Source organism: Streptomyces dysideae, from assembly GCF_001514305.1.
Lineage (GTDB): Bacteria > Actinomycetota > Actinomycetes > Streptomycetales > Streptomycetaceae > Streptomyces > Streptomyces dysideae.
This window is the reverse complement of the sequence record NZ_KQ949081.1, coordinates 1-15,429: the sequence shown is the minus strand read 5'-3', so window position 1 is coordinate 15,429 and position 15,429 is coordinate 1. Positions and strand designations below refer to the sequence as shown.

General features: G+C 69.9%; 15 protein-coding genes. 12 read left to right on the top strand and 3 right to left on the bottom strand.

The window, feature by feature from the left end:
- Positions 1 to 157 precede the first annotated feature (157 nt).
- Complete coding sequence (locus tag AQJ91_RS13365) at positions 158 to 1,072, bottom strand: oxidoreductase (protein WP_067020274.1); 915 nt, start codon at positions 1,070 to 1,072, stop codon at positions 158 to 160.
- A gap of 72 nt (positions 1,073 to 1,144) precedes the next feature.
- On the opposite strand from AQJ91_RS13365, the gene AQJ91_RS13360 reads away from it, so the two are divergent.
- Positions 1,145 to 1,753, top strand: coding sequence for a TetR/AcrR family transcriptional regulator (locus AQJ91_RS13360; RefSeq protein ID WP_067020271.1), 609 nt, complete (start codon positions 1,145 to 1,147; stop codon positions 1,751 to 1,753).
- On the opposite strand, the gene AQJ91_RS13355 is transcribed toward AQJ91_RS13360, so the two are convergent.
- Positions 1,740 to 2,714: an alpha/beta hydrolase gene (locus AQJ91_RS13355; protein WP_067020267.1), complete on the bottom strand. Its 975-nt coding sequence runs from the start codon at positions 2,712 to 2,714 to the stop codon at positions 1,740 to 1,742. The two genes, AQJ91_RS13360 and AQJ91_RS13355, sit on opposite strands and share 14 nt — an antisense overlap.
- A gap of 136 nt (positions 2,715 to 2,850) precedes the next feature.
- Between AQJ91_RS13355 and AQJ91_RS13350 the strand changes: the two genes are divergently transcribed.
- The 7 genes from AQJ91_RS13350 (at position 2,851) to AQJ91_RS13320 (ending at position 10,931) form a co-directional block, all read left to right on the top strand.
- Positions 2,851 to 3,399, top strand: a complete 549-nt coding sequence (locus AQJ91_RS13350; protein WP_199847922.1) for a MarR family winged helix-turn-helix transcriptional regulator — start codon at positions 2,851 to 2,853, stop codon at positions 3,397 to 3,399.
- A gap of 379 nt (positions 3,400 to 3,778) precedes the next feature.
- Complete coding sequence (locus AQJ91_RS13345) at positions 3,779 to 4,087, top strand: hypothetical protein (protein WP_067020264.1); 309 nt, start codon at positions 3,779 to 3,781, stop codon at positions 4,085 to 4,087.
- Positions 4,088 to 4,303: 216 nt separating this feature from the next.
- Positions 4,304 to 5,137, top strand: coding sequence for a DUF8175 domain-containg protein (locus tag AQJ91_RS13340; protein WP_067020261.1), 834 nt, complete (start codon positions 4,304 to 4,306; stop codon positions 5,135 to 5,137).
- The gene (locus AQJ91_RS13335; protein ID WP_067020256.1) at positions 5,127 to 6,440 is read left to right on the top strand and encodes a hypothetical protein; all 1,314 of its coding nucleotides are present in this window, start codon (positions 5,127 to 5,129) and stop codon (positions 6,438 to 6,440) included. The genes AQJ91_RS13340 and AQJ91_RS13335 overlap by 11 nt, the downstream gene beginning before the upstream one ends.
- Entirely contained in the window at positions 6,437 to 7,993 is a 1,557-nt protein-coding gene (locus tag AQJ91_RS13330; RefSeq protein ID WP_199847921.1) for an SCO6880 family protein, read from the top strand. The genes AQJ91_RS13335 and AQJ91_RS13330 overlap by 4 nt, the downstream gene beginning before the upstream one ends.
- Before the next feature lie 6 nt (positions 7,994 to 7,999).
- On the top strand, positions 8,000 to 9,415 hold the full coding sequence (locus AQJ91_RS13325) for an ATP-binding protein (protein WP_067020253.1): 1,416 nt from the start codon (positions 8,000 to 8,002) through the stop codon (positions 9,413 to 9,415).
- A 94-nt stretch (positions 9,416 to 9,509) separates the two neighbouring features.
- On the top strand, positions 9,510 to 10,931 hold the full coding sequence (locus AQJ91_RS13320) for a type IV secretory system conjugative DNA transfer family protein (protein ID WP_407696855.1): 1,422 nt from the start codon (positions 9,510 to 9,512) through the stop codon (positions 10,929 to 10,931).
- Between the two features lie 207 nt (positions 10,932 to 11,138).
- Here the strand turns inward: AQJ91_RS13320 and AQJ91_RS13315 are convergent, their stop codons facing one another.
- Positions 11,139 to 11,705, bottom strand: a complete 567-nt coding sequence (locus AQJ91_RS13315) for a GNAT family N-acetyltransferase (RefSeq protein ID WP_067021027.1) — start codon at positions 11,703 to 11,705, stop codon at positions 11,139 to 11,141.
- Positions 11,706 to 11,798: 93 nt separating this feature from the next.
- Here AQJ91_RS13315 and AQJ91_RS13310 point away from each other — a divergent pair, with 93 nt between their 5' ends.
- From AQJ91_RS13310 to AQJ91_RS13295, 4 genes are read left to right on the top strand one after another with little or no spacing between them, the layout of a single operon-like run.
- Positions 11,799 to 12,719 carry an ATP-binding cassette domain-containing protein gene (locus tag AQJ91_RS13310; RefSeq protein ID WP_067020246.1) on the top strand — a complete coding sequence of 307 codons (921 nt, stop codon included), beginning with the start codon at positions 11,799 to 11,801 and terminating at the stop codon, positions 12,717 to 12,719.
- The gene (locus AQJ91_RS13305) at positions 12,716 to 13,486 is read left to right on the top strand and encodes an ABC transporter permease (protein ID WP_067020243.1); all 771 of its coding nucleotides are present in this window, start codon (positions 12,716 to 12,718) and stop codon (positions 13,484 to 13,486) included. The genes AQJ91_RS13310 and AQJ91_RS13305 overlap by 4 nt, the downstream gene beginning before the upstream one ends.
- 17 nt (positions 13,487 to 13,503) lie before the next feature.
- Positions 13,504 to 14,751, top strand: coding sequence for a sensor histidine kinase (locus AQJ91_RS13300; protein WP_067020240.1), 1,248 nt, complete (start codon positions 13,504 to 13,506; stop codon positions 14,749 to 14,751).
- Positions 14,748 to 15,416, top strand: coding sequence for a response regulator (locus AQJ91_RS13295; RefSeq protein ID WP_067020237.1), 669 nt, complete (start codon positions 14,748 to 14,750; stop codon positions 15,414 to 15,416). Before AQJ91_RS13300 ends, AQJ91_RS13295 begins: the two co-directional genes overlap by 4 nt.
- Positions 15,417 to 15,429: the final 13 nt, after the last annotated feature.

Genomic DNA, 15,429 nt, shown 5'->3' with positions numbered 1-15,429 from the left:
GCGCGACATCCTCTCGCTTCGTCGCTGCGCGTCCTGTGCCTGTACGACACCAGTACGCCACCTGTACGAGTGCCGACTCTCCCGGCAGAGCAAACGCATCGGTTTGGCTCCTTGCCCAAGTCCTCCAGACAATTCCTGGAACCGCCGTCCCGTTCCCTTACGCCCGCGTCGACTCCACCGCCACCAGCGGGAAGGTCACCCCCGTCAGCTCCTCCGACACCGTCCACAGTCGCCGTGCCGTCGCCGTGTCGCTCGCCGCCGCCGAGCGGCCCACCAGCGTCGGCGCACCCCGCATCTCGCCCAGGCCGTCGGGGCCGACATAGCTCGCCCCGGGAAGATCCTGCGTCGCGGCGTACAGCGTCGGCAGGGCGCCCGCCCTGTCGTCCTGGGCGAAGAACCTGTTGCCGATCTTCATGAACGCCCGGGCCGCCGGACTGGCCGCGTGGCTCTGGAGGTTGGTCGCCGAGTACCCGGGGTGGGCCGCCGTGGCACGTATCGGGGAGCCCGCCTCCGTCAGGCGGCGCTGCAGTTCCAGCGTGAAGAGGAGGTTCGCCAGCTTGGACTGGGCGTACGCACGCTGCGGGTTGTAGTCGGACGTCCAGTTCAGGTCCTCGAAGCGGATCCTCGCGTCGAACCAGCGGTGGGCGCCCGAGGACACCGTCACGACCCGGTCGGTGATGTGCGGCAGGAGCAGGTTCGTCAGGGCGAAGTGGCCCAGGTGGTTGGTGCCGAACTGCCTCTCGAAACCGTCCGCCGTGTGCTGCCGCGGGAGCATCATCACGCCCGCGTTGTTGATCAGCAGGCTCAGCGGCCGCTCCTCCCAGGCGTCCGCGAACTCCCGTACCGAGGACAGGTCCGCCAGGTCCAGGCGCCGCACCTCCGTGCTGCCGCTGACCGTCGACGCCGCCGCCCGTCCTCGCTCCACGTCCCGCACGGCGAACACGACATGCGCGCCCGCCCGCGCCAGCGCGTCCGCGGCCCTGAGGCCGATTCCGCTGTTGGCGCCGGTGACGACCGCCGTGCGGCCGGTGAGGTCGGTCATGAACTTCTCTGCCACGAGTTTCTCAGCCATGCCTCCCAATGTAGACGTCGCCAACAATGCTGTCAATGACAACAATGATGACGTCGCCAACATCGGGATACGATGGTGCGCATGTCCGAGAGCCAGAGCCGCCCCTATCACCACGGCGACCTCCGCGCCGCCCTGCTCGCCGGCGCGGAGCGCACCCTGCTCGAGAAGGGCGTCGCCGCGCTCTCACTGCGCGAACTGGCCCGCGAGGTGGGGGTGAGCCACGCCGCCCCGGGCCGGCACTTCAAGGACAAGCAGGCCCTGCTCAACGCCCTGGCCCTGAACGGGTACGAGCGGCTGGCCCAGGCCCTGAACGCGGCCGACGACCCGGCACTCCCCATCGAACCCCGGCTCACCGCGCTCGCCCGGGCCTACCTGCGCTTCGCCATCGATCACGCCGCGCTCCTGGAGCTCATGTACGCCCGCAAGCACGACCCCGACGCCTCCGAGCAGATGGCCGCGGCCGTCGAGCGGACGGTCGGCTCGCTGGCACAGGTGATCGCCGACGCCCAGAAGCGCGGTGAGATCGTCGAGGGCGACCCCGAGTTCCTCACCCTCCTCACGGGCGCCGGCCTCCAGGGCATCGCCGACTTCACCGCCGGCGGCTGGCTCACCCCTCAGGCGGCCCTGGACGGCATCGACGCCCTGGTCCACCACCTGCTGCACGGCCTCAGGCCCCGCTGACACCGCCCAGCGCCGCCCGCAGGACACCGATCGCCTGAGCGATGGCCGCCTCCGCGGCATGCGTCTCCCGCAGGGCGTTGAGCATCACGAAGTCGTGGATGATGCCCTGATAGCGGACCGAGGTGACGGGGACGCCGGCCTCGCGCAGCTTGTTCGCGTACGCCTCGCCCTCGTCCCGCAGGACGTCCGCCTCGCCGGTGACAACCAGGGCCGGCGGCAGCCCGGCGAGCTGCCCGATGGTGGCCCGCAGCGGGGAGGCGGTGATCTGGGCGCGCTCCGCCTCGTCCGTCGTGTACTGGTCCCAGAACCACTGCATCGCGTCCCGCCGCAGGAAGTAGCCGGCGGCGAACTGCTCGTAGGAGCCGGTGTCGAAGGCGGCGTCGGTCACCGGGTAGAAGAGGACCTGCGCGGCCAGGGCCACATCGCCCCGCTGCTTGGCCATCAGCGTCAGCGCGGCGGCCATGTTGCCGCCCACCGAGTCACCGGCCACCGCGATCCGCGTGCCGTCCAGGTAGTGCGCGGCGCCCTCCGTGACGATCCAGCGGGCGACGGCGTAGTTCTGCTCGATGGCGACCGGGTAGCGGGCCTCGGGCGAGAGGTCGTACTCCGGGAAGACGACCGCGGCGCCGGTCCCCACGGCCAGTTCGCGCACCAGACGGTCGTGGGTGTGGGCGTTGCCGAAGACCCAGCCGGCGCCGTGGATGTAGACGATCACCGGAAGGACGCCGGTGGCGCCCGCCGGGCGGACGATCCGGGCACGGACCTCGCCGGTCGGCGCGCCGGACACGGTGACCCACTCCTCGTCGACGGCCGGCATGGCGATGTCACCGGACTGCACCTCGTCGACCGCCTTGCGGCCCTCGACCGGGCCGAGATCGAAGAGGTACGGCGGGTTCGCGGTGGCCTCTACGAAGGCCTGGGCGGCGGGCTCGAGGACGGGGCGGGCGGTGGTCTCGGTCATGACGATCTCCTCGGATCGGGTGCCACGCGGCACACCACGAAGAGTAGCGCTCGATTTAGTCGTACACAACTTATTAGGGCAAGACCAATTAGCGGACGATAGGATCGAGAGGACGCGAAAGAAGGGTGAGGCCCCGATGACCAGCACGGACACAGGCACAGGCACAGGCACAGGCACAGGCACCGACCAGCACGGCACCCCGGAGCCGACCGAGGCCACACAGGACTCACAGGACTCACAGGACTCACAGAGTTCACACGGCTCACTGCTCCTGGACGACCAGCTCTGCTTCGCCCTCTACGCCGCCTCCCGCGCGGTCACCACCCGCTACCGGCCCCTCCTCGACGAACTCGGCCTGACCTACCCGCAGTACCTGGTCATGCTCGTCCTCTGGGAGCGGGACTCGATATCCGTACGCGATCTCGGCACGGCACTCCAGCTGGAGTCCAGCACCCTGTCACCGCTGCTCAAACGCCTCGAAGCGGCCGGCCTGCTACGCCGCGAACGCCGCCCGGAGGACGAACGCTCGGTCGCCATCCGCCTCACGGAGACCGGCGCCCGACTCCGCGAGCGCGCCGCCACCGTCCCGCTCGCCATCGGCGACGCCATGGGCCTCACCCCCGAACAGGACACCCTGGCCAAGCAACTCCTCCGCCTGATCACCACGAACGTCGCCGAGAGCTGACGCCCCGGAAGACCACGAGTCACTGCCGACTCACTGCCGACTCTCCGTCACCAGAGCTCGCCACAGGGGGCCGTGGGGACCCGCGGTCGTCACGGCGGGAGCCCGTCGGGATAGCCTTCACCTGCAGAACATCGGTGCCAGAAGCGCCACAAGTCGCAAGAGGGGTCAACGACGGAACCACACGACAGGTTCCGCTCAGGCCTCATTGCCCGGCGTGACCTGCCGTGATACACAGAGTGACCGGCAAGGTATTCGTACGAAACCCGCCAATCAATGACGCCAAGTCGACATCCGACGGCGCCATTGTCGGCGACAATGAGGCCTGACCTCTGCGCCACGGCAGGGGATGCGGAACTACCCACCAGGGGCGGTGACTTACATGCTGTTCGCGGCCGACAAGGGAGACATCAACACCATCATCGGCGGGATCGCTCCGGACTGGGGCCCCTTCGGCAGCCTGGGCAACGAGGCGAAGGTGATGATCGAGGTCGTGATGGCGGTCGCCATTCTGCTCTGCCTCGGCATCGCCATCTGGGGCGCCGCCAAGCAGCGCATCGGTGCGACCGCACTCCGCGACACGTTCAGCGCGGAACAGGGCAAGGGCCTCATCATCGCGGGCCTGACCGGCGTCTTCATCATCGGCTCGCTCGGCACGGTGTTCACCATCGTGTACGGCATGGCGGTCTAGCGAGCGGGGTGCCACCGGTCCTCCCCGGCCCTCGCAGGCCCCTCCAGTCCGCTCCGGGCACGCCCGGTCCCCCTCTACCCACCCGCCCGTCGTGCCCACCGGCTGAGGTTGCGTTTCCCTGATGTCGAGTCACCACACCGCGCCCGCGCGGGAACCAGCACGGCTACCGTCGTACTCCTACGTGTTTCCGTACGACGTCGAGGGGGCGTACGCGGCATGAGTCTCGGAGACGAGCACGAGGCCTCCGGCGGATACGGCGGCACGGGCCAGACCCGGACCCGGCTGCCCGAGGGCGACGGCGACGTGTACGGAGGCGCCCGGCGCGGTGGCCGTTCCTCCTCACGGAGCCTGGTCACCGTGGTCGGCGTGGTGGTCCTCCTCATCGCGGCGATCGCCTTCGCGAACCGGGGAGGAGACGATTCCTCTTCGGCCGACGGGAGCGAGAACAAGCCGGATTCGGCAGCCACGGCGCCCAGCGGGGAGCGGCCGGTCGAAACGAAGGCGGACGGGATCCCGACCGGGTACGCACAGGATCAGCAGGGTGCGCAGAGTGCGGCGGCCAACTACGCGGTGGCGCTGGGGTCGGCCGAGATGTTCGACACCGTCAGACGGCACGAGATCGTCAACACCGTGTACGACCCAGATATTGCCGCGAGCCGGCAGTCCGAGCTGGACAGCGCGTACTCCAGCGAGGACTTCCTGACGAACATCGGCCTCGACAAGGACGGCACCCCGCCGACCGGCCAGAAGTTCGTCTCCCGGGTCATCCCCGTCGGCACCAAAGCCACCTCGTTCAGCGCCAGCGCCGCCACCGTCGAGGTCTGGTACACGTCGCTCTTCGGCCTGTCCGGCGACGGCTCGACCAACCCGGTGTCCGAGAGCTGGTACACCACCACCTATCAGCTGAAGTGGGTGGACAACGACTGGAAGGTCACCGACTTCCAGCAGAGAGACGGACCCGTGCCGGTCGGACGCGATCAAAGGGCCTCCACTGCCGACGACATGACGAAGGCCGTTGAGGAATACGGAGGGTTCACGTATGCGCGCTAACCACCGCTTCCTCAAGGTCACCGGGGTCTTCGCGACCGTACAGACCACCGCGGTGCTGCTGGCCACCCAAGCCGTCGCCGCACCCACTCCTCAGCCGACGGACAGCAACGACCCCTGCGACCTCATCCGCGGCCCCGCCAAGGACTACTGCGAGAGCGGCAACGACTCCGGCGGCACCGACAACCTCAGCCCCACCTCCACCCTCGACCCCCTCTCCTCCCTCGCCAAGGGCTGCGCCGACGCCGCCGCCTGGACCATCGACAAACTCAGCGAAGCCGTGAACGACACCGCCAACGTCGACTTCACGAACCCCAAGTTCCTCCAGCAGTACGCCGTCGTCTTCGCCGCGTCGACGATCCTGACCCTCCTCCTGTGGCTGCTGGCCGTGGCCAAGCGGGCCGTCCGGGGCGTGCCGCTGACCACCGCCATCTCCGAGGCGATCGGCTTCCTCTGGCTGACGGTCCTGGCCTCCGCCTTCACCCCGCTGATCCTCTACACGGTCGTATCGGCCACCGACGGCATCACCGAGGTCCTCGCCAAGACCACCGGCGACCAGACCGACACCTTCTTCGGCACCTTCTCCGGCGCCCTGGAGAAGGGCGAGGACATCGGCGGCGGCCCGATCATGCTGATCGTGGTGTCCCTGGTCTCCATCCTCGCGGCCGGCGTCCTCTGGCTGGAGCTGGTCATCAGAGCCGCCCTGCTCTACGTCGGCGCCCTGCTGGGCACGGTCGTGTACGCGGGCCTGGTCGACAAGAACCTGTGGAGCCACGTCCGCCGCTGGGCCGGCATCATGATCGCCGTCATCCTGGTCAAGCCGGTCATCGTCATAGTGCTGGGCCTGGCCGGCGCCCTGTCCGCCGACGACGGGCCGGACGCCTTCTCCGCCGTCGTCTCCGGCCTGGCCATCATCCTGCTGGCCATCTTCGCCAGCGCGATGATCTACCGCTTCGTCCCGGGCTTCGGCGACGAGATCGCGGGCTCCCGCAACAACCGCATCATGCGCGGCGCCGAGGGCAAGGCGGCCGCGGTCATCAGCTCGCCGGCCACCCTGGTCGCGCAGGGCATCAAGACCCACAGCTCCCGCGCCGACAACAACGGCGGCGGAAGCTCGAACGCCCGCCCCTCCAACCCCGCCTCCGGCGGCGTCGCCGCGCACAGCTCGCGCAACTCGAACGGAGGCGGCGGATCTGTCCCCTCCGCCGCCCCCGCACCCCGCTCGAGCAGCACGGTGAACACCCCCCACGCCAGCAACACCCGCAACAGCAGCAGCAACAACAGCTCAGGAGGTGACGGGCGTTGACGACCGAGTCCCACGTGTCCCATCCGGTCACGCCCCGCCGTACATATCTGATCGGCCGCGCCCGGCCGAACGCGATGATCGGCCGCAACCGCGAGACCGGTGAGATCGCGCTGATCGTCGTGGGCGCGTTCCTCGGCATGATGTGCGGGCTCCTCGTCCCCGTCCTGACCCTGCGCATCGTGCTGCTGACGGGCTTCCCGATGCTGGCCCTGGCCGCGGTCTACGTGCCGTACAAGCACCGCACGTTCTACAAGTGGTTCGAGATCAACCGCAGTTACAAGCGCACCCTGCGCGCCGGCACGACATACCGCTCCACGGCGATGGAGGCCGGCACCGGCATCGACGGCCGCGAGGTCGAGGTCGGCCCGCCGCCCGGCATCGGCCGCATCAGCTGGCTCGCCGCCCCGTTCGGCCCCGACGAGATCGCCGTACTCCTGCACGCGGACCGCCGCACCGTCACCGCCGCGATCGAGATCGAGGGCCCGGGCGTCGGCCTGCGCGACTCCGAGGACCAGGAAGCCCTCGTCGACCGCTTCGGCACCCTCCTCAAGCACGTGGCGAACGGCGACGGTTTCGTCACCCGGCTGCAGATGCTCGCGCGCACCCTTCCCGCCGACCCGGACGCCCACGCCAAGGACGTCGCCGTACGCGGCGACGAGAAGGCCCTGTCCTGGCTGCAGCAGTCGTACGACCAGCTCCAGTCGATGGTGTCCACCAGCAGCGAGCAGCACCGCGCCTACCTCGTCGCCTGTATGCACTACACCCGCGAACTCGCCGCCGAGGCCCAGGCGATGGCCCGCGCGGCCCGCCCGCACGGCGGCAAGGTGGACCGCGACGCCGGCCTCGCGGTCGTCATGGCCCGCGAGCTCACCGACATCTGCTCCCGCCTCCAGGAGGCGGACATCCGCGTCCGCCAGCCCTTGGGCCAGGGCCGTCTGGCCTCGCTGATCCACTCCATGTACGACCCGGACCACCCGATCGACCACATCCAGGCGATGACGAAGCGCAACGCCTGGCCGGCCGAACTGGACGCCCTGGAGGCGACCTTCCTCCAGGCGAAGACCCGCGAGTCCTCCACCCGCGCCCCCTGGTGCCACGCCACGGCCTGGGTGAAGGAGTGGCCGATGACCCCCGTCGGCGTCAACTTCCTCGCGCCCCTCCTGGTCCACACCCCGGACGTCATCCGCACGGTCGCCGTCACGATGGACCTCGAACCCACCGAGGTCGCCATCGAACGCATGCTGACCGAGAAGACCAACGACGAGGCGGAGGCGAGCCGCGCCGCCAAGATGAACCGCACCGTCGACCCCCGGGACGTGGCCGCCCACTCCCGCCTCGACCAGCGCGGCGAGGACCTCGCCAGCGGCGCCGCGGGCGTCAACCTCGTCGGCTACATCACCGTCTCCTCCCGCTCCCCCGAGGCCCTCGCCCGTGACAAGCGGACGATAAGGGCGTCAGCCGGCAAGTCGTACCTCAAGCTGGAGTGGTGCGACCGCGAGCACCACCGCGCCTTCGTCAACACACTGCCCTTCGCCACCGGCATCCGGAGGTAGGACCTGATGCGGGACCCGCTGTCCGTCCTCACCGACGCCTTCACATCGTTCCTCTTCGGCAAGGTCGAGACGACCCGCCTCCCGGTGCGCACGTCGACGGGCCAGGCCCAGGCGGTCTACCTCCCTACCGCCGCCCCCGGCCTGGGCGACTCGGGCGTCATCATCGGCCGCGAGGTCTACTCCGGCAAGGGCTACATCTACGACCCCTTCCAGCTCTACGGCCAGCAGCTCCCCGCCCCCCACTGGCTGGTCCTCGGCGAGTCGGGCAACGGCAAGTCGGCGCTGGAGAAGACGTACGTCCTGCGCCAGCTCCGCTTCCGCGACCGCCAGGTCGTGGTCCTGGACGCCCAGGGCGAGGACGGCGTCGGCGAATGGAACCTCATCGCGCGGGAGCTGGGGATAACTCCCATCCGCCTGGACCCGATGGCCGCCCTGGACCACGGGATCCGCCTCAACCCCCTCGACCCGGCGATCACGACGACCGGCCAGCTGGCTCTGCTCCGGACGATCATCGAGGTCGCGATGGGCCACAGTCTGGACGAGCGCTCGGGCTTCGCGCTCAAGGTGGCGCACGCGTACGTCAACGAGACGATCGTCGAGCGCCAGCCGGTACTGATGGACATCGTCGAGCAACTACGCCACCCCGAACCGGAGTCGGCCGAGGCGATGAACGTCGCCATAGACGACGTACGGGCATGGGGCCTGGACGTGGCACTGGTCCTGGACCGCCTGGTCGACGGCGACCTGCGCGGCATGTTCGACGGCCCGACGACGGTAGGCATCGACCTCGACGCGCCCCTGATCGTCTTCGACCTGTCCCACATCGACCGCAACTCCATCGCCATGCCCATCCTGATGGCGATCGTCGGAGTGTGGCTGGAGCACACCTGGATCCGCCCCGACCGGAAGAAGCGAATCTTCCTGGTCGAGGAGGCCTGGCACATCATCAACAGTCCGTTCGTGGCACAGCTGTTCCAGCGACTGCTGAAGTTCGGGCGTCGGCTGGGTCTGTCCTTCGTGGCGGTGGTCCACCACCTGTCGGACGTCGTCGACGGGTCGGCGGCGAAGGAGGCCGCGGCGATCCTGAAGATGGCGTCGACGAGGACGATCTACGCCCAGAAGGCCGACGAGGCGAGGGCGACGGGCCGGGTCCTCGGCCTCCCCCGCTGGGCGGTGGAGATCATCCCGAGCCTCACCCCCGGCATCGCGGTGTGGGACGTCAACGGCAACGTCCAGGTGGTCAAACACCTGATCACGGAGACGGAACGCCCCCTGGTCTTCACCGACCGCGCGATGACCGAGTCGTCCGCCGACCACGAACTGGCGGACGACGCCCTGCGCGCCGCCGAGCTGGAGGCCGAGGAACGGGCAGCGGCGTTCGTCGAGCAACACCTCGGCGACTCCGAGTCGACGGTGGCATAAGGGGGCACGGGTGAGACCGGGCGACCAGCGACAGGACAGCCAGGGCGGCATCCCCGACGGCCTGCTCATCGGCATACTCGCCTTCCTCCTCGGCATGACCCTGCTGGTGTGGTCGGCCACCGGCCTGGCGGGCCTGTTCGCCCACGGCGCCTGGCCCGACGGCGTCACATTCACACGTACGCCCCTGGCCATGCGCTACCTGGTCAGGCAACCGCACGACATCGCGGGCGCGTGGCCTCAGACCCCGGACGGCCAGCTGACGGGATACGGCCTGTTCTGGGGCCTGTTCATCGGCCAGCTGCTGGTGCTGATCGTCCTGACCGTGTTCGTGATGGGGACGCTGGCGCGGTGGCGGGCGATGCGGGCTGGGAGGCTTGGGGCTTCGGGAGCGGGGCAAGGGGATGTGCCGTCGCCCAGGACCGAGGCGGAGGCGAGCGGCGACCCGCGTCAGCCGAGGGAGACGCACACGAGGTACCCCGATCCCCACCAGCCAACGGCAACACAAGGCCCCCACCCCACGGAACTCCTCCAGAAGACGGCGCCACCCGCCCACCGCCACACCCCTGTAGCGGACGGTGAACCGATGGGCGGGTGGGAAAAAATCCACCTGGGCACCCCGGAAAGCCGCCACACCACAGCAACCCAGGCAGTACGAGACGCGGCAGGCCCAGCCCTCGTCGTCACCTCGAACCCAGCCATCTGGCAGGACACCAAGGACGCCAGAGCCAAACTGGGCCCGGTCCACCTCTACGACCCCACCCACCTCTGCGACACCCCGGCCCGCCTCCACTGGTCCCCGACAGCCGGCTGCGAGGACAAACAAACGGCAGCCCAGAGAGCCACGGCCCTCCTCACACCGGTGAGCCCGACCTCCAAACTCGACCAGGCTCTGTTGGCGACAGCCGAAACGCTCCTGCGCAGCTACCTCCACGCCGCCGCCATCGACGGCCGCACCGTCCGCCACGTCCACCGCTGGTCCCAGGGCACACAGATCCAGGACGCCGTACGCATCCTCCGTACGAACCCGAAGGCGGCCCCCGGCTCCGCGGGCGAACTGGAGGCCACTCTCACCGCCCACCCCGAACGCCGGGACATGGCACAGGAGTTGACCACCCGAGCCCTCACCTCCCTCTCCACGGTCAACATCAGAGAGGCATGCACTCCCAACCGAACTGATGCCCTCGCCTTGGATTCCTTCGTCCACGAAGGGGGCACGCTTTATGTGGTGGGTGAATCCATCGAGGACCCCCGAGCCAACCCGGGTGCGATGCCATTCCTGACGGCCCTCGCCGCAAACGTGGTCGAGCGCGGCCGGCGCATGGCCGAACGGTCATCCTCCGGTCGCCTCGACCCACCAATGACGCTCGTCCTGGACGATGTCGCCGCCGTGGCTCCGCTTCCCCAGCTCCCGGAGCTGCTGGCCACCGGAGCGGACCGGGGCCTGCCGACCCTGGCCCTGCTCCGGTCCCGTGAACAGGCCCGCTCCCGCTGGCCGCACGACGAACTCCCGGTCTAGTGCCCCAGCAGGCAACATTCGCCCCGTCGCGACGCCCGGCACGCTCCCCCACTGCCTTAAGGGCGTGGGAGGTGCCCCCACTCGCCGCACCGGGCACAAACCCGAGTACGTCCAGTACGAGGGCCTGTACCCGGCACGCCGAGAGCACGCACCGGACGCCGCTCCTTATCGGGCGAACGTTGCCTGCCGGGGCACCAGCCGGGCCAGTCACTCCCGCTCGAGCACGAACTCCAGCTCGGACGCCCCGGGCACACCGGCCGACGGCACGGTGACCCCACTCGGCTCGAACCCCATCTTGCGATAGAACCGCTGCGCCCGCCCGTTCTCCTCGTGCACGAAGAGCCGCACCCGCTCCACCCCCTGCCCCCACGCCCACTCCAGGGCGGCGTCGAACAGCACGTCGGTCAGCCCGTGCCCCCGCTCCTCGGGCCGTACGAACACCCCGACGACATGCCCTTGCTTCCGCTCGATCGGGAACCCGGCCCAGCCGGTCGTCCCCGGCTCCTCCAACAGCACGGTCACCGTCCCGACCCATCCCCCGTCGGGCCCCTGGGCGATGAACTGCCGCGCCCTGCCGGCCCCTTCGCATGCGTCGGCGGCCCGCACCTGCCAGAAGGAGTCGGGCTGGGCGGCCGCCTGCTCGTAGGTCTCCAGAAAGGCCAGGTGGGCCACCGGATCCCGCAGCGCGGCAAGCCGCAGGTCCTTGATCGCCGGCCACTCCTCAGCACGTATGGCCCGGACGACGTACTGCTGCTCATCGGCGCTGGTGCTCATGACGGCCACCGTAATACCCGGGTACTACGCCCTCACCTCATATACGGCCCCGGGTCGGACGCCCCGCACCCCCGCGAAGCCGACGATCGAAGCATGATTACGGCCCACCAGCTCACCAAACGCTACGGCGACAGGACGGTCGTCACCGACCTGTCCTTCACGGTCCGCCCGGGCACCGTCACCGGCTTCCTCGGCCCGAACGGCTCCGGCAAGTCCACCACCCTGCGCATGATCCTCGGCCTGGACGCCCCGACCCGGGGACACGCCACGGTCGGCGGCCGCGCCTACGCCGCCCACCCGGCACCCCTCCACGAGGTCGGCGCCCTCCTGGAGGCCGGCTCGCTCCACCCGGGCCGCACTGCGTACCACCACCTCACCGCGCTCGCCCTCACCCACGGCATCCCGAAGAGCCGCGTCGGCCACGTCCTGGACCTCACCGGCCTGACCGAGGCGGCCCACCGCAGGGTCAAGGGCTTCTCCCTCGGCATGGGCCAACGCCTGGGCATCGCCGCCGCGTTGCTCGGCGACCCCGCCACGGTCGTCCTCGACGAGCCGGTCAACGGCCTCGACCCCGAGGGCGTCCTGTGGATCCGCACCCTCCTCAAGTCCCTCGCCGCGGAAGGCCGTACGGTCTTCGTCTCCTCGCACCTGATGAGCGAGACGGCCCTGACCGCCGAGCACCTGATCATCATCGGCCGCGGCCGGCTGCTCGCCGACACGACGGTCGAGGACTTCGTACGGCAGTCCGGCGCCGGCACGGTCAAGGTCGTCACCCCGGACGCCCCCACCCTCGTACGACTGCTCTCCGCACCCGGCGTCCACATCACCGCCGACACGCCCGGAACCCTCGACGTGCGCGGCACGGACACCGAACACATCGGCCGCACCGCGGCGGCCCACGGCATCACCCTCTTCGAACTCACCCCGAACGCAGCCTCGTTGGAGCAGGCGTTCATGGACCTCACGCGCGACTCGGTGGAGTTCGCCGCCACCCTCGAAGGAGCCCGCGCATGACCTCCCTGACCGTCACCCCGACCCGCGTTCTGCACGCCGAATGGCACAAGCTGTGGACGATCCGCTCCACCTGGATCAACCTGGCTCTCGTCCCCGTCCTCACCGTCGGCACGGGCCTGGCGATCGGCGCGAGTTACGAGTCCGGCGGGGGCGACTCGGATGTCGACGTCGTCCTCCTCACCCTCCTCGGCATGCAGTTCACGCAGATCATCGTCGGCGTCCTCGGCGTCCTGACCACGGCGGGCGAGTACTCCACGGGCCTGATCCGCTCCACCATGACGGCCGTACCGCGCCGCCTGCCGGTGCTGTGGACCAAGGCAGCCGTCCTGGCGTCGATCACCTTCACCGTCGTACTGGCCACGAACCTCCTCACCTTCCCCCTGGCGCAGACTCTCCTCGCCGACACCGACCAGGCGGCCTCCCTCGGCGACCCGGGCATCATCCGCGCCCTCGTCGGCAACGCCGCCGGCCTCGCCCTCCTCGCCGTCACGGCCCTCGGCATCGGCTCCCTGGTCCGCTCCGTCCCCGGCGGCATCGGCGTCCTCACCGGCGCCCTCCTGATCCTCCCGGAGGTCCTCAGGATGCTCCCCTACAACGTGGTCGACGACGCCGTCCGCTACTTCCCCACCAAGGCCCTCGACGCCCTCACCCACGCCGACCCGACCCCCGGCACGGCCACACCGGGCGCCGCCCTGCTCGCCCTCGCCCTGTGGGCGGTGGCCACCCTCACGGCGGCGGCCCTCCTGCTGAAGCGGCGGGACGTGTAAGGCACCAGGACGTCACCATGAACCCCATGGCGGAAGACCGAACGGCAGAGCTCCTCACCCTCCACGTCCAACGCGCCATCACCCGGGTGCGCGCCTTCGACCGGCGCCACCCGCTGGTGTGGGACCTGCACATCACCGGCTTCTACGTCACGGCCGCGCTGATCGACTTCACGAGCGACGGCTGGAAGAACACCACCGAGAACCCCACTCTCCCCGGCTGGCTGATCCTCGCCCTGTCGCTCGGTTTCTCCATCCCACTGCTGTGGCGCCGCACGCACCCCGTCGCCGTCCTCACGGGCATGATCCCGGTCGCCGTCGTCAACGCGGCGACCGGCGCCCTGCTCCAGGCGTCGCTCCTCCTGCTGGTCGCCCTGTTCAACGCCGCCCTGCGGGTCCGCATGCGCACCCTGCTGTGGTCGTACGGCCTGGTCCTCGTGCCCTTCCTGGTGGCCGCCTTCCGCTACCCCGCCGAACAGGGGCCGGAGCAGAACGTCGTACCGGCCGCCATGAGCCTCGCTCTCTCCGCGATGCTCGGCATCGCCGTCCGCACCCGCAAGGACTACCTGGCCTCCCTCGTCGAACGCGCCCGCCAGCTCGAAGTCGAACGCGACCAGCAGTCACGCCTCGCCGCCGCCGCGGAACGCGCCCGCATAGCCCGCGAGATGCACGACATCATCGGCCACAACCTGTCCGTCATCACGGGCCTGGCGGACGGCGGCAGGTACGCGGCCACCAGGTCCCCCGAGCGCGCCGCCCAGGCCCTCGACGCCATCGGCACGACCAGCCGCCAGGCACTGGGCGAACTACGCCGCCTCCTGGACGTCCTGCGCGAGGAGACCAAGGCCGAGGCAGCGGACCTGACCCCCCAGCCCACCCTCACCGACCTCGACCAGCTCATCGACGGCGTACGAGCGGCGGGCCTCCCGGTCCGCACGACGATCCGCGGCAGACCGAGCATCCTCCCGGGCCGTCAGCTGACCGTCTACCGGGTCGTCCAGGAGGCACTGACGAACACCCTCAAACACGCCGGCCCCGACGCCACTTCGGACATCGTCATGACCTACGCGGACAGCGGCGCCGTCACCGTCACGGTCACCGACACCGGCCACGGCGCCCCGCCCAGCACGGCCGACGGCCGCGGCCTGACCGGCATGCGCGAGCGAACGGCCCTGTACGGCGGCACACTTGAGGCCGGCCCACGCCCCCACCCCGAACCGGGCTGGCGGGTCCATCTGCACCTACCTCCGGAGGAACCCCCGCAGTGACCACGGTTCTCATCGCCGACGACCAGCCCCTGCAGCGCCTGGGCTTCCGCATGCTGCTGGAGAGCCAGGACGACATGACGGTCCTGACCGAGGCCGTGAACGGCAGCGAGGCGGTCCGCCTGACCGCCGAACTCCACCCCGACGTCGTCCTGATGGACGTCCGCATGCCCGGCCTCGACGGCATCGAGGCCACCCGCCGCATCATCGCCTCCGGCGACCGCACCCGGGTACTGATCCTCACGACCTTCGACCTCGACGAGTACGCCTACGCCGGTCTCCGCGCCGGCGCCTCCGGCTTCCTGGTCAAGGACGCCCAGCCCGAGGAACTCCTCGCCGGCATCCGCGCGGTCTCCACCGGCGACGCGGTCGTGGCCCCGAGCCTGACCCGCCGCCTCCTCGACGCCTACGCCCACCATCTCCCGTCGGGCACCCCGGCCGACGCCCCGGAAGCGGCGGACCCACGCCTCGCCTCCCTCACGGAACGCGAACGTGAAATCCTCACGGTCATGGGAATGGGCTGGACGAACACTGAGATAGCCGAGCGTCTCCACCTGGCCGAATCGACGGTGAAAACCCATGTGAGCCGCGTCCTCGCGAAGACGGGTTCCCGGGACCGTGTGCAGGCGGTGATCCTGGCGTACGACACGAAACTGGTAAAACCATAGCCGCCTGCTCCTG